The following is a 19,705-nucleotide window of genomic DNA, read 5'->3' on the forward strand; positions in this document are numbered from 1 at the left end:
ATCCGACCGATCCACTCCTTATTTGACCAAACCATGGAATCGAAAACCCAACGCGCTAAGGCTTCCCAAACAGATCCCCAAACATCGCTTCCAGTTCGTCCAGTGGAACCGGTTCGATTACGGCTCGGCCGATTTCCTGCAGCAAAACAAAATGGACCTTGTCTCCTTCTCTTTTTTTATCCCGTCGCAGGGCGTCCAGCAGTGCGTTCCCGTCAACCCCAATGCGGGCCGGCAGGTGGAGGTTGCCGGCCAGGCGGATCACCCTTTCAGCGGCCTCATCGGAAAGCAGCCCTTTTTTCTGTGAGAGTCTGCAGGCGGCCGCCATTCCCAACCCGACGGCTTCCCCATGGGTTACGCCGGTTATCTTTTCGATGGCATGGCCGAAGGTGTGCCCGAAATTCAATATTCGCCGCTCGCCCCTTTCGGTTTCATCACGGTTCACGATGGCAGCCTTGAGAACGACAGACGCGTATACCAGTTGTTCGATCACCGCGGGATCCAGTTTCAATGCTTTTTCATAAGCATTTTCAAGAAATTCGAAACAGGCCTCATCGCCGATGGCTGCGTGTTTGACGATTTCACCAAATCCGCTCAGGCGTTCTTTTTCCGGAAGCGTGGTTAAAAGCGCCGGATCACAGAGCACAAACTCGGGTTGCCGAAAAACCCCGATCATGTTCTTGTACCCCCGGAAATTAACACCGTTTTTACCCCCCACGCTGGCATCCACCTGGGCCAAAAGGGTGGTCGCTGCAAACCCGAACCGGACTCCGCGCAGATAGGTAGACGCCACGAACCCGGCAATATCACAGACCACCCCGCCACCGATGCCGACAATAAAAACGGCCCGGTCGGCTTCAAGCGCCACCAGCTGTTCATATATCTGTTGAACGGTGTTCAGGTTCTTAATGGCTTCGCCGGTTCCGATGCGGATGGTTTCACCCCGGGGAAACTGCTCCTGGTAAAGTTTCCCGACATGGGTATCGGTAATCACCACCACTTTTTCAGACGGCGGAATATATTGGGAAAGATTTGCCAGCTTTTCTCCCACCATTATGGTGGATTTTCCGGTTTTTCCGCTGATCTCCAACTGCTTCATGATACCCTCACGGATGTATTGTGTGGTTGTCCAAATAATGTTCCCAAATAGCCGCCGTGTCGTTCCGGTTCAACCGGCACCTGTTTTTGACGATTGCTCTACAAAGATGGTGCCGCTGTGTCTTGATGCTGGGTCTGCAGCAGTTTGTAAATCTGTTCCACCCGGCGGCATAACCTTTCAAACTGATCCGGGTAAAGAGACTGCGCCCCGTCACTCAGTGCCTTGTCCGGCTCATGGTGAACTTCCACCATCAGCCCCTGGGCTTCAACCGCCACAGCCGCCTGGCTGAGGGGGATGACCTGGTCTCTGCGGCCGGCGGCATGACTGGGATCAACGATGATGGGAAGATGGCTTTCTTTTCTCACAAAAGGGACGGCCGAAAGATCCAGTGTGTTTCGGCTGTGGTGAACAAAGGTGCGAACGCCTCTTTCACATAATATAACCTGTGAGTTACCCCTTTCCAGGATATATTCGGCTGCCATCAGCCATTCTTCTATCGTTGCCGCCAGCCCCCTTTTCAGCATTACCGGTTTTCGGGACTGTCCGGCGCGGCGCAGCAGGCTGAAATTTTGCATATTGCGTGCGCCGAGTTGAATGACATCCGTGTATGACTCGACCATATCAAAATTTTCATAATCCATAACCTCTGTAACGATCGGCATGCCTGTCAAATCCCTTGCCCGCGCCAGGATTTTAAGCCCCTCTTCTCCCAACCCCTGAAAGGAATAGGGCGAAGTCCGCGGCTTGAAGGCGCCGCCCCGGAACATGTGTGCACCGCATTTTTTCACCAGTTTGGCTATCGTCAGGGCTTGGGTTTCGCTTTCCACCGCGCACGGCCCGGCAATGATGCATAAATGACCTTTTCCAACGGTCACATCGCCAATGCGGACAATGGTATCGTCAGGCTGAAACTCACGGCTGACCAGCTTATACGGCCGGGTAACGGGGATCACGTCCTTGACCCCTGCCAGCCCCATAAACAGAGAAGCATCCACTGCGCCTTTGTTGTACAAAATGCCGATGGCAACCCGTTCTCCCCCGGGAATCGTTCGGGCCTGATACCCACGGGCTTCAGCAGCCGTAACAACGGCGTGAACTTCCCCGGTTGTTGCCGTTTTCTCCATTACAACCAACATGATACCACCTCCTTGAGACTCAATTAATGATCAGAATAAAAAAGGCTCCGGCACCATCCACAGCCCTTAAAAAAAAAGAACCGTGGGAGTTGGGAGTTCCCACGGTTCTTTTTAAAATTTTTTGCTTTATTTGTCTATGTCGAAAAAAAACCGATGGCGCTCCCCGCGTTTTCAGAGATCCACCACCAGCGCCAAAAAAAACCTCTTGTTTTCGACCGAATCATTTTCAAAATTTCCTTTTTTACGACGAATGACCGTCTTTGTACTTATTAGAGTCGCTTCTTATTTGTCAAGATAATTATGGCTTATTCCGAAACAGTTACCCTTCTGTTGCGGGGTAGACGCAGATCGCACATGTCTATTGAAACTCATTGATATGCTTTTTAATGCGCTCCCTTCTGATTTCAGGAATAAGTACCCAGGGACCCTGGCGATTCTCGATGTCCTGCAGCAAGTCCTCAAGGCCCATTTTTATTTGGTCCCGGTCGTTGTTGCTCTTTTTGCGGATCCGTTCAAACTCAATCAGAAAAATTATCTCCGCCCTATATTTCGGGGGCAGCGACAGCAATCCTTTAATCTGCCTTTGATCACGCTGCTGGAGGTTGCTGATCTGACTGCTGTAGACGGCTGCGAAATGGTTTAAAGCTTCTGTATAATTTTTTTCATCAAAACGGCCAAGGGCCTGTTGGATTTCAGCGCCACTATCAACAACGCGCGGTGGCGGCGCAGATACGACGGGCGCTGGTGGTGCGGCCGGTTCAGCTGCAGGCTTTTGCGCCGCCGCCAGCGCCTGTTGCTGCTGTGTCTTTAGCGCCGCCTGAAGCTCGGTCGCTGCCGCGGTCTTCTCCGCTACGATAAACCCGACTTCGATCCCGGGCGAAAGACCGGCGGCCTGCTGACCCGCTCGACTGTAAGCCGCCAGCGCCTCATCGATTCCCGCGACTGTCTGGGGCGCTTTTCCCAGCGCAAGGTCGCCTTCTTCCACCGTTTTAAAAAATGCCGTCAGACCCGTCGCCTGCGACTGCTGCGGACCCGATAGGCTCGCTGTTAACAGTCCCCGGCTGTCGTACAACCGGCTGCGGGCAGCCTCCCACTGCCCCGGCTTTAACCCTGACAATACTTGGGCAAACATCGTTGCCGCCAACCGCTCCTGTTCTATTTCAACCCTGGTGATCGTATCCTGAAGCGGCGGTGATGCATCCGATTCTATCCGACCTTTTCCATGTGAATAGACCGCACGAACGCGATATGTGTCCACCTGCCCGCTTCTTATCGGAACAGCGACCGTTGTCTCTTCAACGGTTTGATAGGGTTTGTCATTAATAAAAACGTTATACTCGGTTGGCTGCTGAGCGGTTTGGGGTTGGCGCCAGCCGATCCGGTTCTTGTCGTTTTCCCGTTTAAGAGACAATTCCTCTGGTCTTGCGATCAGAAAGCTTGTTTCAACTTTATAAACGCGATTATCAAGCGTATAAACCACAGCGGCGTATCGCCCGATATTTTGGTCGCTGACATTATATTTGTTCGGATTTTGCAGGGGTACCCGGTCCATGCCAACATGGAACTCAACATCCTTTCCGGTGTCAGCCGAATAAATCTTCAGCTTTTCATTATCAAGTGTTTTGATGATACCGTAGGTACGCTGGTAGGTGATCACTCCGGCCGCCTCTTTGGTCTGCATGGTCGGATCAAAAATTTGTTTTAAAATAATCAAATTCTTTATCAGTTGTTTTTCGACGCCGCTGCTTTCGGCCAGCTTTTTAAACAGGAGATGAAATGGATAATCTTTATAGGCGCCCTTTTCGGCTTCAAAGGTTTCCCGGGTAATCAGCTCAATCCCCACCGCCGGTGAAAACGACAACCCCACGAGGAAAAAGGCGGCAACAACGGCACGACCTGAAATACTTCGTATCCATGTTTTCATTTTTTTCAATTGTTATCCTTTTAATAAGTTGGGTTCAAATGGTAACGGCCGCTGCATTATCCAGTTCCCTGATCTTTTTTTTAAAAAAATTTTGGGGTGAATCGTTCGCATATATCTCAATGTGTCGGCGGCCAATCTCCGGCGGTCTGTTTTTCTGGCGGTTCTCCGTAACCGCACAAAGGGTGTCGACGAAACGAAACTGTGGATCGTTTTTGATTTCATTTCCCATTCCATGATCGATAAAAAAAACGGTTTGCAGTTTCTGCCGATAGGCTTTCTCCAGAATTTCCCAAAAATAGTGCCGCCGTTCCGCGTCCAGATTTGAAAGCGGCTCATCCAGAAACCATACCGGTTTTTTTTCATCCAAAATGATATCCATCAGTATTTTCTGCTGCTGCCCGCCCGACAGCAAATCCGGATACTCCTGATATGAAAAACCGGCCTCTTTGCTAAGATCCGAGCCGTTTAAAATGGTATAATTGTCGCGGGTCGATACCGGCAGAAAAAAAGCCTTCTGTGGGAAAATACAAAATTGCCCTTCACGTATCTTGGCAGCCTGAATATGATTAAATCCCGGCCGGTTGTACGCTTCCGCGTTGTAGGCGATGCGGCCGTTGTCGCCGGCGGCTTTTTTTCCGATATTTCCGGCGGTCAGGGCCAGCATATTCAAAAAGGTGGTTTTGCCGGACCCGTTATCGCCGCAGAGGAAGTAGAACCCGCTTTTAAACTCCAGCTGGGGCGATTGTGATGATGTAAACGTAATCGTAAACGCATCATCCCATTTTAAAACCAGTGGGAATTTAACGCTGAAACAGCTTTGCACGGCGCTATCGTCCTTTGTGAAGAGCATATAAATTCAGGGTATCTCCGGTAAACTGATTAAAACACCATTTATTAATCGGATAAAACCCCGCCGCCACCGCGATAAATGAAGCCAGCAGAGGCAGCAGCAGCGTAAGTCCGCCGCCGCTGCTATAGAGGTAAAAGAAATATCCTGTCAGAATCCCGCTTTTCACCATGAGCATGAGGCTCAACGGCAGCAGCCAGAATATGAACAATATCTCCTGCACGCGATTCTTGAACATGAGCAGGAAAGCGATTTCTGTTTTTAAATGAATAAAGGCAAACAGGGAAATCATAAAAGGAAACGCAATTCCCATGGATAGATCCGTCAGATAAAAATGAATGTGGTTGGCTTGAATATCATCATTTAGATTCTTGACCTTGTCCTGGAGGATTTGTGACTTTTCATAAGAAAACAGGTAGTGCCCGTTAAAATGCAGCTGGTTCAGATAGTCCATAAAGTCTTTTTTTATCCGGATATTCTGATACAAGAGCCAGTTCCAGTGCGGTTTAAGCAAACCGGGTATATATAAAGGCACATACCGGGGATAGATGTCGATGTCTTTGTACAGAGCCTTGCCGGTATATATCTCCGGAACCTGCAAAAAAGCATTATCGGTTTCAATGGTGCCGTCAGGATTGGATAGGACGGAATGGAGCAGATCCATAATATCGGTGGTGTTGTCCTGCTGGATATGCGCCCAGATGTGCAGAAAGTTCATCGGGACAACGATCTCAACCCGGCTCAGATACAGATTGGGTTCATCCGCTTTATTCCCGGCCGTCCGCTTCAGGCTGTCAACCATTGTCTTTCTCACCGAATAGATAACGTCCTTTCTCTTATCGCGTGAAAGGGATCGAATCATATCGGCGATATCCACCAAGTCCGCCTTAAGGGTATCGTGCCGGTTTCGGACGGTGTCTTCATCCAGGCGGTTTCCATTATAATCCATATATTGATTTCTGACCCTGGATCGATAACCGTCCACGTGGTCCACCGTATAAAATTCGGCAACCGCTTGGCGGAGGTTAAACATGCCATAGAGCAACAACATGGCCTCTTTTTCATCCGTGTCCGAACCGCTTTCCTGTACAGAAGGCAATAAAAAATGAATATACAGATTATTTTGATAAATAAAGGCTTTCTGAACGATATTCGCGCCAAGGTCCAGCAGCGGCTGGCGATGATTGTATAGAAACCGTTCAAAATCGTTTACGCTGCGCATTCTTGTGAAAAAAACCTTAAAGGCTTTCTCTGCCAGAACTTCCGTTTTCAACGTTTCGGTTTTATGAAACTTCATGAGATAACTGCAGGTATTAAAGCCCATCATGAACAAAAAGGTAAAAACCAGAAAAACGAATCGTTTCCGCGTGGACTTTCGGAAAAGCATTTTCAGACAAACGACCTGTAGTTTAAGAAAGTCCCTGCTGAAAAACATTTTCAGGTCTCGATGGGAAGTTGGCAACCGGCTGAGCGTCCGTCAAAAGCCCCCCCGGCCGGCACCGGGGTTTACCGGATGTCGTCATAGGACCATAGGGTTATCACTATCTTCCGGTTCATTCCGATTTCATATGCATAGCGCTTTATTTCTTCTGAAAATTTCTTGCCGAACCGCGACACGATGATGATCTGATCTGCAAAATCGGTGCCCAGGCGGGATTTAAGATTGTCCAGCACTTTTTGGTAATACGTCAGTGTTCCGTCTTCCAGGGAAAGCCCCATTTTATCGATGTCCAGCCCTTCGGCGGTCTGCAACGTTTTGAAATAGTAACTGTTGTAATGACCGGCTTCATAATAATAAAAATGGGGGGTGTAGTCCGGATTTTTCAGCAGCACCTTCACGCTGCCGTAATACTTTCTTAAATCCACATCAAAACTGTTAAAGTCCAAAAACAAAAACCGTCTGGCCCCGCTTGGCAGACGGTCCGCTTCCAGCACGGGTTTTACCGGGACAACACTGGTGATGATCAAGAGGGGATAATATTCGTTGGGATCCAGTCGAACGTCCACCGCCCCTTCAACAATGCGATAATTGATGTTCTGCCGCTGCCGGTCATATTCAAATTCCAGTTTAAACCGGCCCGTGGCCTGATTTTTTACAATCAACTGAAGATCGTAGTTTCGCAGGTAGGACGGCGGATCCGCCACCCGCTCCCAATAGCCCAGTTCCCCCAGAGAGATGGACTCCTGTTTGGCGTTTTCAACCAGGGCGATATAGTTATATCCGGCGGTGGTGCCGGTTACCCCGACGCTGAAGGTTTTATTTTTATCGTTGCTTAAATTGATCTGCCGGTCTTTAAACAGGCCCTCGGCGCAAACATTTTCGGTGAGACCCCAGCAGGCAATTAAAAGGATCCAGAACCATTGAATCGGCTGCCTTTTCATTTTCGTCTTCCTTTTATGCTGCTTAACGGATTTATCCGGCGGCTGAAACCAGACGTTATTTTATGAACAACCCGCGCCTTTCCCGGACGATGGTATACCAGACAACCCGATACAATTACTGTCACTGACCGTAAAGCTCTTCAACTTTTAAATACATGAATTTACTTTGAACGGCCTGATTGAAAGAATTGAGATGGAATCCCCGCCCGGCCAGGTAGTCGCCCAGTTTTTCATTGGTTTCTCCCAGGGATTTATTCCATTGGATGTTCTGACCCGCCTCTCTATTGGTCAGCGCAGTGTAGAAGACCTCATCAGCAGTTTTAAAGGTCTTTTTTTCGATGAGCGGTTTAATATGATCATAAAGTTTTCGGCTCTTTTCCACATCGTCCACACTGACCAGAGAGTTGATAATGATCAGTTTCTTGAGGTCCGATAAGGTCACATCGTCCTGGGTTCTAATCGCCCGCAAATAGGATTCCACCGGTTTGGCGGGGATTGCGATCCTTTCTTCCCATACCGCCGGGTTGTCAACCGAATGAATGAACTTGACCACATGGTTTAACACCTGAATTTTGCGGTCGCTCCATTTCCGCATCTTTTCCATAAGATTTTCATCAGAAAAATACAGGATGACATCCTTTGACAGTTCATTTCCCCGGGCGTTTTTAAATACGTGATCAATATAGGCTTCAATTCCTTCCAAAAGGCGGCGGTGCTGCCTATTAAAATCCTCCTGGCGTTGGGCCTGAGATTGCAGCGCTGCCGTTTCAAACTGAAACCGCCGGAAGCTGACCGCCTGGCCAGGCAAGCTGCTTTTTTCAAAACGGGCAATCATGTCTTCCAGTCCTTTATATACGTCGGCGGGGGTGTCTTCCAGCCGTGAGCTGGGATTTCTGACACCGTGTCGGCTGGGATAAACAAAGTATATCCGCAGATTCAGGAGCTGAGCCCTGGCAACGATGTCGCTGAAGGCCCCATCCGTCATGTCATTGGGGCCTGCGTCGGTTATGATAAACAGCAACTTTTCATGCAGCGGCAGCATCAGCTTTTCTTTTTGCAGCGACTCGATTTCATCCAGCACTTTTATAAACGCTCTTGTCAAAGGTTCGGCATAGTTTCGATCCCCGGTTTTGTGGGCGAACTCGATACTTTCCGGTCTTTTGACCCTCATAAATTGGGGCTCGCCCGTCATGTCACGGTCACTCGCCGGGGTATCCCAGTAGGCATAAACCCGGTTCATTCTGAGCCCGATCCCTTTTTCTTTCATTGCGCTGACGCTCTTGTTAAAAGACTTCACATAATCCGCAAAAGGGCGCATACTTTCTGACACGTCGATTAAAAAGAAAGTGTTCAGATTTTTTTTGATGGATTCTCCCAGGAGCCGCATCAGGCGGGGAGTAAACGCGCCGGGAATGAATACTTTGGCGATTTGATTTTCGGCCACATCTTCCGGATGGGTTAACTGGGGAAAGCCGAAATGGGAATAAAATTTATGCAGGCTTTCCTGGTCCAGTTTTTCAACAATATCATTAAAAAGCCTTTCCTTTAAATAAATATGATCCACATAAAAATTGTTTATTTCGGTAGATTCCCTGGCAGGCTCACGATCATTCTTATCATTGAAAAACGGAACGGTTTGAAGCGGATGATAATACAGCCGCGAACGCCAGAGGGTTATGTATTTTTTTTCGACCCAGCCAATGATGCCAAATTCCTCGATGTTATTGCGGTAGTCGAGCTCGTTAAAATCTTTGCCAAGCAAATAATACCCTTCGCGATAATCGAGGATTTTATAAAAATCATAATCCACCAGACTCTCCGGGGGGGTGGCGGTGTCTTTTTTACTGCCCTGCCAGCTGTTCCAGATGGTGGGGAACTCATCGGCCTCTCCCGGAAGGCTCAAAAAACCATATATGGGAATATACGCCCGTTGTTTATCCAGCAGGGCATTATACCATAAAAAGGCTTTCTCAAAATCCGGCAGATCCATGCGGAATGTTTTTTTATCTTTTTGCCGCACCATTGTCAGCTGCAGGGTGTCCCAGTTTATTTCAGTGATGTAAAAAACTTCCTGAAATTGAAGCGGGTCTTGGGGGACCAGGCTGGTTAGGCTGTTTGCCGGAAGAAAGGCCTTGGCGTGCGCAATAAAGAAGGCGCCGTGATTGGGATCGGAACTGAAAACATACCGCTGTCCGCCGCCGCTTTCAGCTCCTTTTTTTTCAGCCGTCTGCAGATTTTGATCCAGTTCGCGATAAAGCCGCCGGACGGTCTGGATGAATCCGTCCGGTTCAAATTGACCTTCCCGGTCTCTATCAATGGTGGTGGGACATTTGATATTTACCCGTCTGTCGGCATTAAAATCCGGGGAAACAGCTAGGGCAGCGTTGAGGGAAAGTAAAAAAGCAGCGCCCATAAAATACAGTATCATTTTCCGCAAACAAACCATTCGTCACCTCCACTTACCAGAAGCATTTCGCCTTAATGTCGGCAAATTTATTATCCGTCCCGGTGTTGTCGAAGCTTATATTGATTTAGGACTGAAGGATTTTACCGGGCCTATCAAAAAGTCGTGTTCAACCGGGCGCCTGCAAATCGGTTATCGCATCCGGTTTCAATAATGCTTGGAATTCCATCGGTGTTGTCTGAAACGGTTTACACCTGACTCGGATGCCCCCGCCGTGAAGACAGAAATGACAAGAATTTGTTTTTTGTTAGAGGAGTATAGTGAATTGAGACGTTTGTGTCAAATAAATTGCTGTTTTTTAAAACAGACCGTGGATATCATTTAACGCCGGCTACGGCCTGGGCGACGTTGAAGCAGTAGCCGCCCATTTTTTCAAAGTGCGCCAGCATATCGATGTAGAGCAGGCCGGGATCAATAGAGCAATCCCCGCAGCGAAGCCGGCTGATATGATTCTGACGCATGCTTTCCCTCATGTCGTTGATGGAAGTTTCAATGACCAGCGCTTGTTCCATAATGTCTGGGTTCCCCTCTCTGATTCCGCTGGTAATCAGGTCCAGAAACATCAGCACCCGACCGGTTATTTTTTTTAAATCTTCCTGGGCCATGGCGGTAAACTGCATATTATTTTCAATAAAACCTTCGATCAGTTGCGCGACATCTTCAGTGGAGTCTCCGATTCTTTCGATATTATTTGCCATGCGCATCAGGCTGGAAATTTCTTTGGCTTCGGATTCGCTCACTTCGCTTTGATACAATCGGGTCAAATACGTGGTGATTTCTTTTCGCATGGCGTCCAGAAAGCCTTCAACACTTCTCCAGCGTTCTAATTTTTTAATATCCCTTTCTTCGATACAGGATATCATATGTTTAAACATCTCTGCGGCGGTCTGCGACATGCGCACGATTTCACTGCGCACGGCTGTCAGGGCTGCGATGGGGCTGTCGATAAGTCGGAGGCTAAAGTCCGGAAGCCGGTAGATGTCTTCCTCCCCTTTCGGCTTGGGCGACAGCAGGATGCTTAACTTCACCAGCAACGGCATGAAGATTAAAAAGATGACGGCGTTTATGACATTAAACAGGGTATGCCCATTGGCGATATAGCGGGCAACATTGACGGCTTCGCCGTTCACGACCGTTTCAGCGGATCCGGTCCCCATGTGCCGGGTGATAAACCCGACCACATCAAGAAAATATGGGAAAATAAATATCATTATGATTACACCCATGACATTGAAAATGGTATGGGCATTGGCGGCTCTATGGGCGTTTATGTTTGTGGAGCCCAGCCGGGCCAGCTGGGCCGTAATGGTGGTACCGATATTTTCCCCCAAGACCAGCGCCATGGCCGCCGGAAAGGTTACCAGTCCCTGAGTCGCCAGGGCCATGGTCAACCCGATGGTGGCAGACGAGGATTGAACCAGCACCGTCAAGACCGTACCGACAAACACACACAGCAGAATGCCGCCGATGTCGTCTGCGTTAAAGCGGGTAAAAAAAGCGATAAAAACAGGATCTTTTTTGATCGGCCCCAGGCCGTGACTCATGACCGTCAGGCCGAAAAACAGCAGGCCGAATCCCAGGACGAATTCACCCACATATCGGTATTTCTTTTTCTGGGTGAAAAATTTTAGAAAAACCCCGATGGCGATGGCCGGCAATGCCGCATCGCTCAATTTAAATGCAATCAGTTGGGCCGTCATCGTAGTACCGATATTGGCCCCCAGAATCACCCCGACCGCCTGCTCAAGGGACATCAACCCGGCGCTGACAAACCCGATCAGCATCACGGTGGTGGCTGATGAAGACTGAATGATGGCGGTAACACCGGTTCCGGTGAGACAGCCGATCACCCGGTTGGATGAGACAGCCCCCAGGATGCGCCTAATTTTATCGCCGGCGGACATCTGCAGGCCGTCCGTCATCATCCGCATTCCCAGAATAAAAATGCCCAACCCGCCGATTGTCTGAATCAGAACATTTATTAAATTCATTGGGTAACCTTCTTAAATGGCCATTTGGTCATATGGTGCCGGAATCTGAAAAAGTTTTCGTCAGAAATTGAAAAAATATTTGCCAAACAATTATTCTTTCTTGGCAACATGTCAAGCTAAAATGCCCCTCTTCTTTTTGTCTTTTGGGTAATATTTTTGTTTTATTGAATTTTTTTTGAATCTTTTGTATGAAGCAACAAAAGCGCTTATCATCAATTTTCATGCAATATTCAGGTATTAAATAGGGTAAATATCCATCTTTTATGCCATCAGCTTTACATTCCGGAAGCTGGGCGGTTGATATGGTTTTGAATTCGATGAAACCATAGATCCGTGAAACCCTGAAAAAGAGCTTCTTTAAAATGTCTGCTCCGACTGAACCTTCTAAAAACAAATCCGTTCTCCGTGACCGCTGCGGTCACCCCATGGATCCGGATGTCGGATATGCCCGGGGCAACCTCTTGTCTTCTTCGCTGGATGAGTTCCGGCGCTATCAGCATGCGCTTCGCCTCATCCAAACAAGAGCAGCCAAGCATGGACGGGACAGCTTTTACAATTTCACCGGCCTTCAGCGGCATTGCATTCTGGGTGATTCCGGGCTGGCGGCTCAGGATGAATGGCGTTCCGTCTTTATTGGACGACGCTTATGGCGCCCGCCTGCGACCCATAGTGTATCATCAGCCCAAAACCCTTGAAACCGGTATCGATATAGGTATTACCAGCTGCGACAAGGCCGGTTTGGGCGGCCCCCGGGCGGGGCTGATGGCCGGGCGGCCGGACCTGGTGACTCGGGTCCTGGCGCGTGCAGCCGAGCTGGGCCTGGAGGCAAGGCCGACTTTGGCGGTCGACGTTTGTCACTCGCTGCAGAATTTCGACCCCCGGCAGCTTCAGCAGGAAGTTGTTCTCGGACAAAAAATATACCATCGCCTTTGCAGGCAGTATGGTGCCGAAGCCGTCCGTCAAACCGGTCTGGGTGCAACCATTACCGAAGAAGATGCCTGGTATCTGGTCCGGTCTTTAGGCATGAGCCAAAAACCCCTGCCGCTTGTCCCGGCTGAAGTCACCGCGGGTATCGGCATGTACTGGCTGCTGCATCATGGTATGATCACCGTAAATGCCCTGGGGCAGCCGGGCTCCCGGGTGTCGCTTCGGTTTAAGCCAAAACCGCAGGAGGTGGAGCGGTTCGGCGGACTGTCCGCGCTGGTGGCGGCCATCGATGACGGCATTCACTGGGTCGCCCGGCATTCAGCGTCCGTTGCGGATCTGCGCCGCCTGCTGTTCGGGACCATCGGGTAATTGTCAAAAAAGCGTTTCAAGCGTATTTTTATCAATTGCCGATATAGCGGTTGTCAAAAAAACGTTCCATTATCCCAACGTTTTTTTCTACAACCGCTTATACCGCAATTCATTGTTTTGGAACTTTATTATGGAAAGCGGTATAGCGGCAAGTCTCCGGCGAAATTCTATTTTTCTGATGCATTTCTCATCCGTCCGGATTAAAATCTTTTTTGACATAAAAATTTTTTTATTATAATATTCAGCAACTATACAAACGGGATAGGGACACTTTTTAAGCATTCACAGCGGTTAACACGGATGGGAGCAAAGCGATGAATGAAAAAAACGGCAACATCTTTTCGGACAACCTGCTGGTATTTGTAGGAATCGGCCTTGCGGTTCTATACTGGTTCGTTGAGTCCCTTTTATATGTCTTTTCCCATGGCCAAAGTTTTTTTCAGCAGCTATTTCAGCCGGATTTACTCGGTCTATACAGGCGCCTGATGGTTTTCAGCGTCTTTCTGCTTTTCGGTTCCCATGCCCAGGCTGCCATCAAAAAGCTCAAAGAAACCGAAGCGGATTTAAGAGATTACAGCAAACGCCTTGAACAGGAAGTGAAAAAAAAGCTTTCATAACGTTTGCCATAGTTATTAGAACCCCTCACCAAAAACCTTCACATCGATACCTTGGCTGCCGCCGGCCCACAGGTCCGGACAGGAGCTGATGCCCACCAGAGAATCCATTTCTATTCTAAAGTCTACATACGTTCCGGGTTCCGGACGGGTCAGCCGATTGATCATCAGACCGGTTATGGGATTAATTTCGACATTCTGATATAGGTTAAACGGGCTGGGTATGTCACAGGGCGGAATTTTCCATGGCTTGAGCGCTCTGATCAGATTCTCAAAGCAGCCATGGTCCGGAATTTCATCAGCCGGTATGTCTCGAAAGTAATATTCCGCCAGGCGGCCCTCTTTGGCAGCCAACTCGAAACGAGACCGGCTGCACATGCCGTGTTGCAGGTCATGGGTGCCCGTCTTGAACGTATCTTCCAAAATCGTCATGAGGGCATGGTTTGACTTTGTCATGAGCACATCGCCGGTACTGATGAAAATTTTCCGATTATAGACTTTTGTGCGGGCCTGATCAAAGCGTTCTGTCTGGTCCTTCTGAGAAAAGGCAACCAGGTCGGCAATGGAGGTGCCCATGACGCGCAGGACTTGCCCCCTTTTCAGCTCGTAAGCCCATCCACTGTTTCTCTGAATCGCATGTTCGTAAACCAAGTCTTTCTGCGTAACCATACGAACCTCCTGAAGTCTCATTGAAATGCGACCGTTTCCCGTCGCAGCAGATTCTATTTCTGATCGTCGAACGGGTTATCCACTGCTCACGGGCTAACCCTTTTCTGCTTAAAAGGCAACCTTTTAGCTTGTCAAACAGGCAACTATCGGAATAAGAGTTGTTTGTATAATTCTTATATGTGTTATGGGTCAACACTTAACACAATTGCATCCGGAATTAAGATGAAACCGATACAAGACCCTGATTTGATATTGCTGAACGGGCTTCCCCGCCATGCCGGTCAAGCTGTTGATGTCGAACCCCATATCCAGGTAAAACTGGTTTTGTCGCTTCTATGCACCACCGCGGTCGTCAAAGAAAGAACATGTATGACCGGTTTAATATTTTCGACTTGACAGCAACACCCCCAGAACGTATATAGTCGACCGTCGACAAAAAAACATGGTGATCTTTTTGGGCGAAAAACACCCCGATGCTGAGCAAAAAAATTAAACAACATGACTTTCGACCCGATGTTCTGGCCGGGCAGGTATCAAAAATTCTCACCGAAGCTATCCTGGAGGATGTATTAAAGGGCGGCGACAAGCTGGTGGAATCAGAGCTGCAAAAACAGTTCGGCATCAGCCGTTCTCCCCTTCGCGAAGCGTTCCGTGAGCTTGAAAAAAAAGGCCTGGTGACCATTACCCCCCGGAAAGGAACATTTGTAAAGCGTATTGCCAGCAAAGACATCCAGGAAAATTTTCCGGTTCGTGCAACCCTGGAAGGACTTGCCGCCAAAGAAGCCTTTCATAAAATGGATGCCAAAGACCGTTCCCGCATAGAGCAGGTGCTGCTGAAAATGGAACAGGCTGTAAAGGAAAATGATCCCAAGGCATATTGGAAACAGCATATTCTTTTCCACGAAATCTTTATCACGGCATGCGCCAATGACGTTCTCATCCATATCCTGAAGACATTGCGGATGCACAGCCTGTGGTACCGGTTTTCCTATAAATATTATCGCGAAGATCTGCCCGGGTCTCTGGCGGTACACCGGAAAATTCTGAATCTTTTTAATGACCCGCAGACAGACCCGGCCATGCTGGCTGGACTGGTGCAACACCACATCGAAACGGCTTCTGAAAAATTTCTGGCCTATCTGGAAGAGCCTTGAAATTTTTCAGATCCCCTTGCGGGAACCTTCCGGCTGCTCTATGGGCCTGTTAGAGGAGAATGTTAATGGAAACGACCCTTTTCGATTATAACCATATGGAGCAGCGCATATTGAAAAAACTGGAAACACTTCCCCTGATCGGTTTTTACGCCAAAACCCGGGGGTGGCATTTTGTCCTTTCCTGGACCCATCGCGCCACCGGACTTTTGCTGGTCCTGTATGTCTGGTTCCATATTTATACCCTTACAGCGCTGGCAACACCGGATGTTTTCGCTCTAAAAATGAAGCTTTTTCAGGGAGCCTTTTTTGTGCTTCTGGAATGGGCGCTGGCTGTGCCGGTGATCTTTCATGCACTCAACGGGGGCCGTTTGATTCTTTACGAAGTCTTTTACAGCCGGGCGGATGCAGCCATCACCCGGGGGGTTCTGATATTTTCAGTGCTGTATGTCGGTCTGCTGGGGTTGATGATGATCAGGGGGGATCAGGCGGTATCCCCATTTCTGTTCTGGCTTTGCCTGCTGGCCATGAGCGTCTGCCTGTCCTATGTCGTTGCTTTAAAAACATGGCCCGGCGAAAATTCCTTGGGCTGGAAACTGCAGCGCATCAGCGGCAGTTTTTTGCTGCCGATGATACCGGCGCACCTCTTGTTTATGCATTTGCAGCCCGCAATCGGTCATGATGCCGGCGTTATTATTGCCAGAATGCAGCATGTTTTTATTAAAACCGTAGCCGTTGCGCTGCTCAGCGCAGGTCTCTATCACGGCGGCTACGGCCTGTTGTCCATTATCAAGGACTATCTCCCCGCCAGGTTTTTACACTATTGTTGCGCCATGCTTATCCTCATCATCATGGGTTTCTTTTTCTTGGCCGGCGTTCAATTAACGCTTTTTATATAGAGGAGTATGTGAATGAACAGGGCCCTGCAAACATCGGCAACCCTTCTTTGCGACCTGCTGATCATCGGCGCGGGCGGCGCTGGAATGCGTTGCGCGGCCGAGGTGCTGGGAAAAAGACCGAACAGCCGGGTGATTGCCTTGACCAAGGTCCCGCACCCGCAGAAATCCCACACTTCCACCGCCCAGGGGGGGCTGGCGTCTGTTGATCCGGCCGATCCGGCCGACAAAATCATTTACCATATGTTTGACACCTGGAAGGGCTCCGACTGCATGGCCGACCAGAATGTCGTCAAAAAAATATGTGAAGCCGCCTGGGAGCAGGTTATCTGGCTGGAAAACCGCGGCATGCATTTTTCCCGGAACCAGGATGGAAAACTCAGCAAGCGGACCTTTGGCGGCCACACCTTGAATTTTGGTGAACGTTCCGCGTTTCGGGCTGTTTTCGAGGCCGACCGTACCGGAAAAGGAATCATGGATACGGCCTGGGGAGAATCCATGAAACAGGGGGTTTCCTTTTTAAACCAGTCTATTGCCGCCGAGCTGCTGTTTAGTGACGACCAGTGTGTCGGCGCAATGGTTTTTCTCCAAAAAGAAGGTAAATTCGCCCGGATTTTATCCCGGGCAACCGTCCTTGCCACCGGCGGCAGCGGTCAGGTCTTCAAAGTCACCACCAACTGCCGCCAAAATACCGGAGACGGCCTGGCCATTGCCCTCCAGGCAGGCCTCCCGATCCTGGATCCGGAAGCTGTCCAGTTTCACCCCACCGGCATCGTGGGTCCCGGCATACTGGCCAGCGAAACCCTGCGTTCGGTGGGCGGCATTCTGCGCAACAAGGATTTGGAGCCGTTCATGGAACACTATGCGCCCAAAATGAAAGACCTGGCCCCACGGGACCTGGTGTCCCGGGCCATCGAAACGGAAATCCGCCAAGGCCGGGGCGTATTGAATCCCGATCACCATATCGAGCATGTCTGGATCGATCTGCGGCATCTGTCTCAAAAGGTCCATGAAGAGCAAATTCCTGAAGTTTCCGGATTTTTTAAACAATATGTAAACCTGGATGCCCGGACAGAACTCTGCCCGGTGCGCCCCAGCAACCACTATCATATGGGCGGCATCCCGACGAACCTGTCCGGTCAGGTTCTCAACAGCAGCCAAAACCCCGTTCCGGGCCTGTATGCCGTGGGCGAATGTGCGGCGGCCAGTTTTCACGGCTTTAACCGCCTGGGCACCAATTCCATCCTGGAACTCATCACCATGGGAAAATTTGTCGGTGAGAGCGTCCTGGAATTTTTAAAGGAGGCCCCGCAAAAACCGGCCGAAGCGTCTGCTGTAAAAACTTTCAGCCGGTTTTCCGAGTATCTGGAAGGACGGGGCACAGACAGCATCGGGCAAATTCGCGATGCCTTGAGAACGCTGATGACCGCCAATGTCGGCGTTTTCCGCACGGAATCCGGCATATCGGAAGCCATTGGCGCCCTAAAAGAACTGAATGAGCGGGCTCAAAAAGTTTCCCTGTCAAACAAAAGCCTGGCCATGAATCAAGAGCTTATGCAGCGCTGGGAGATGGATGCGCTTCTGGCGGTCTCCATGGTCATCGCCCGGGCGGCATTGGCGCGCAAAGAATCCCGCGGGGCCCATTTCCGCGAAGATTTTCCCGAGCGCCGCGACGAATTTAACCACCACACCCTGGCTTCCATGACCGTTTTCGGCGATGTCGCGCTTGCCCGGCGGACGGTTGATATGAGCGTTTTCAACGCCGGCGGCGCACATCATGAAAATTTCAACCTGATTGAGAGAAAATATTAAGGACCCGTATGGAAAAAATCTACAAGATTACCTTAAGAATCCATCGCTACGATCCGGATATCGAGCGTTCCTGGATCCAGGAATACCGGGTAGATGCCGGCCGCATCCTGCGCTTTGTCGATCTGTTTCGCAAAATAAACGATGAACAGGACCCGTCTTTAACCTGGAATTCATCCTGTGAACACGGCCAGTGCGGTTCCTGTGCGGTCCGGATCAACGGCAAACCGATGCTGTCCTGCGAACTTTTGGTGGAAAACGCCGTGGCTTATTTTAACACCACGCTTTTTGATATAGAACCCCTTACCATTGCCCCGGTGGTTCGCGACCTGGTCGTCGATATTGAAAAGGCCTATGAAAAAGTCAACCGGGCCAAGCCCTATATCATTGCCCCCAAACCGGCCGCTGAAAAGGCTGCTGAATATTGCATCACGCCCCAGGAGCTTGAAAAATACGTCGCCGCCACCCGCTGCATCAACTGCTTTTGCTGTGCTGAGGCCTGTATCAGCAGTCCCAAAGCTTTTCTGGGGCCCAACGCCCTGCTGGCCAGCATCGTCCGGGTAATGGACCCCCGCGAACAGGAAAAAACCGACCGCCTGGCGTTGCTTTACAGCGACCAGGGGGTCCGGCGCTGTCATACTTCTAAGGCCTGCTCCTTTGTCTGTCCCAAGGAAATCGATGTGGCCTATTTTATCGCGCTGGCTAAATCCGGCCGGTTTGACCCGAACCCCTAATTCAGCAGGAGATGCAACATGAAAACGGAAATTCCGGGCTGCGCCCGCTGTTCATTTCAACCATCGGAGAGAATTTGTCAGAACGAAGACGGCAAAGCGCCGCCTTACTGCACCACCGTCATTAAAGCCGGCGTCATTGAGAAAGCGCTCAAGGAATTCCAAAACCCCGACATCCAAGAATTTGCAAAACAGGCTTCCATCCAGGAAGGCTGCGGTTATGCCGAAAAGGAGCGCGGTTATGATCACGTTCGGCCGCTTAAGCCCCGCATTATGGAAATCATCGAGTTTGCCGAACGTATGACTTACCGACGCCTGGGGCTTGCGTTTTGCATCGGTCTTCGCAAAGAAGCCCGGGAGGTCGAAAAACTCTTCGTTTCCAAAGGCTTTGAGGTGGTGTCGTCTTTATGTAAAATCGGACGAACCGCAAAAGAATCCATCGGGGTCCGGGACGATCAAAAAATACGCATCGGCAGCTTTGAGTCCATGTGCAATCCCATCGCCCAGGCATATGTCCTGAACGAAGCCCAAACGGACTTCAATGTTCTCATGGGGCTGTGCGTCGGTCATGACTCGCTTTTTTTTAAATACAGCCAGGCGCCCTGCACTGTCTTTGCGGTCAAAGACCGCGTTTTGGGCCATAACCCCCTGGCCGCCATTTATACCCTTGACAGCTACTATCGCTCAATTAAATGAAAG

Annotated in this window: 18 protein-coding genes; 8 read left to right on the forward strand and 10 right to left on the reverse strand. The window is 49.8% G+C overall.

Going from position 1 to position 19,705, the window contains the following annotated elements; all coding sequences use genetic code 11:
- Positions 1–55: 55 nt before the first annotated feature.
- The 9 genes from aroB to P1P89_00925 form a co-directional block, all read right to left on the reverse strand.
- Positions 56–1,096 carry a 3-dehydroquinate synthase gene (gene aroB, locus P1P89_00885; GenBank protein MDF1590039.1) on the reverse strand — a complete coding sequence of 347 codons (1,041 nt, stop codon included), beginning with the start codon at positions 1,094–1,096 and terminating at the stop codon, positions 56–58.
- A gap of 98 nt (positions 1,097–1,194) precedes the next feature.
- Entirely contained in the window at positions 1,195–2,232 is a 1,038-nt protein-coding gene (aroF, locus tag P1P89_00890; protein ID MDF1590040.1) for a 3-deoxy-7-phosphoheptulonate synthase, read from the reverse strand.
- A gap of 358 nt (positions 2,233–2,590) precedes the next feature.
- Entirely contained in the window at positions 2,591–4,156 is a 1,566-nt protein-coding gene (locus P1P89_00895; protein ID MDF1590041.1) for a hypothetical protein, read from the reverse strand.
- 34 nt (positions 4,157–4,190) lie between these two features.
- Positions 4,191–5,006, reverse strand: a complete 816-nt coding sequence (locus P1P89_00900; GenBank protein MDF1590042.1) for an ATP-binding cassette domain-containing protein — start codon at positions 5,004–5,006, stop codon at positions 4,191–4,193.
- Complete coding sequence (locus P1P89_00905; GenBank protein ID MDF1590043.1) at positions 4,984–6,300, reverse strand: hypothetical protein; 1,317 nt, start codon at positions 6,298–6,300, stop codon at positions 4,984–4,986. The genes P1P89_00900 and P1P89_00905 overlap by 23 nt, the downstream gene beginning before the upstream one ends.
- A gap of 209 nt (positions 6,301–6,509) precedes the next feature.
- Positions 6,510–7,385, reverse strand: a complete 876-nt coding sequence (locus tag P1P89_00910; GenBank protein ID MDF1590044.1) for a hypothetical protein — start codon at positions 7,383–7,385, stop codon at positions 6,510–6,512.
- 121 nt (positions 7,386–7,506) lie between these two features.
- Positions 7,507–9,831, reverse strand: coding sequence for a VWA domain-containing protein (locus P1P89_00915; protein MDF1590045.1), 2,325 nt, complete (start codon positions 9,829–9,831; stop codon positions 7,507–7,509).
- A gap of 335 nt (positions 9,832–10,166) precedes the next feature.
- Positions 10,167–11,840, reverse strand: a complete 1,674-nt coding sequence (locus tag P1P89_00920; GenBank protein MDF1590046.1) for a Na/Pi cotransporter family protein — start codon at positions 11,838–11,840, stop codon at positions 10,167–10,169.
- 28 nt (positions 11,841–11,868) lie between these two features.
- Positions 11,869–12,234 carry a hypothetical protein gene (locus tag P1P89_00925; protein ID MDF1590047.1) on the reverse strand — a complete coding sequence of 122 codons (366 nt, stop codon included), beginning with the start codon at positions 12,232–12,234 and terminating at the stop codon, positions 11,869–11,871.
- Positions 12,235–12,374: 140 nt separating this feature from the next.
- Between P1P89_00925 and P1P89_00930 the strand changes: the two genes are divergently transcribed.
- Together P1P89_00930 and P1P89_00935 are read left to right on the forward strand one after the other, a co-directional pair.
- The gene (locus P1P89_00930) at positions 12,375–13,136 is read left to right on the forward strand and encodes a hypothetical protein (protein MDF1590048.1); all 762 of its coding nucleotides are present in this window, start codon (positions 12,375–12,377) and stop codon (positions 13,134–13,136) included.
- Positions 13,137–13,450: 314 nt separating this feature from the next.
- Positions 13,451–13,753: a hypothetical protein gene (locus P1P89_00935; protein MDF1590049.1), complete on the forward strand. Its 303-nt coding sequence runs from the start codon at positions 13,451–13,453 to the stop codon at positions 13,751–13,753.
- 15 nt (positions 13,754–13,768) lie between these two features.
- Here the strand turns inward: P1P89_00935 and P1P89_00940 are convergent, their stop codons facing one another.
- The gene (locus tag P1P89_00940; GenBank protein ID MDF1590050.1) at positions 13,769–14,419 is read right to left on the reverse strand and encodes an urea carboxylase-associated family protein; all 651 of its coding nucleotides are present in this window, start codon (positions 14,417–14,419) and stop codon (positions 13,769–13,771) included.
- Positions 14,420–14,641: 222 nt separating this feature from the next.
- Here P1P89_00940 and P1P89_00945 point away from each other — a divergent pair, with 222 nt between their 5' ends.
- From P1P89_00945 to P1P89_00970, 6 genes are all read left to right on the forward strand, one after another.
- A complete protein-coding gene (locus P1P89_00945) occupies positions 14,642–14,815 on the forward strand; it encodes a hypothetical protein (protein ID MDF1590051.1) in 174 nt (57 codons plus the stop codon).
- Between the two features lie 77 nt (positions 14,816–14,892).
- Positions 14,893–15,573 carry a GntR family transcriptional regulator gene (locus P1P89_00950; GenBank protein ID MDF1590052.1) on the forward strand — a complete coding sequence of 227 codons (681 nt, stop codon included), beginning with the start codon at positions 14,893–14,895 and terminating at the stop codon, positions 15,571–15,573.
- Positions 15,574–15,638: 65 nt separating this feature from the next.
- Positions 15,639–16,469, forward strand: coding sequence for a hypothetical protein (locus P1P89_00955; protein MDF1590053.1), 831 nt, complete (start codon positions 15,639–15,641; stop codon positions 16,467–16,469).
- 12 nt (positions 16,470–16,481) lie between these two features.
- Complete coding sequence (locus P1P89_00960) at positions 16,482–18,278, forward strand: FAD-binding protein (GenBank protein MDF1590054.1); 1,797 nt, start codon at positions 16,482–16,484, stop codon at positions 18,276–18,278.
- Between the two features lie 8 nt (positions 18,279–18,286).
- Positions 18,287–19,009 (forward strand): 2Fe-2S iron-sulfur cluster-binding protein, encoded by a 723-nt coding sequence (locus P1P89_00965; GenBank protein MDF1590055.1) that lies wholly within the window; start codon positions 18,287–18,289, stop codon positions 19,007–19,009.
- A gap of 18 nt (positions 19,010–19,027) precedes the next feature.
- Complete coding sequence (locus P1P89_00970; protein MDF1590056.1) at positions 19,028–19,702, forward strand: DUF1847 domain-containing protein; 675 nt, start codon at positions 19,028–19,030, stop codon at positions 19,700–19,702.
- Positions 19,703–19,705: the final 3 nt, after the last annotated feature.

Source organism: Desulfobacterales bacterium (assembly GCA_029211065.1).
Lineage (GTDB): Bacteria > Desulfobacterota > Desulfobacteria > Desulfobacterales > JARGFK01 > JARGFK01.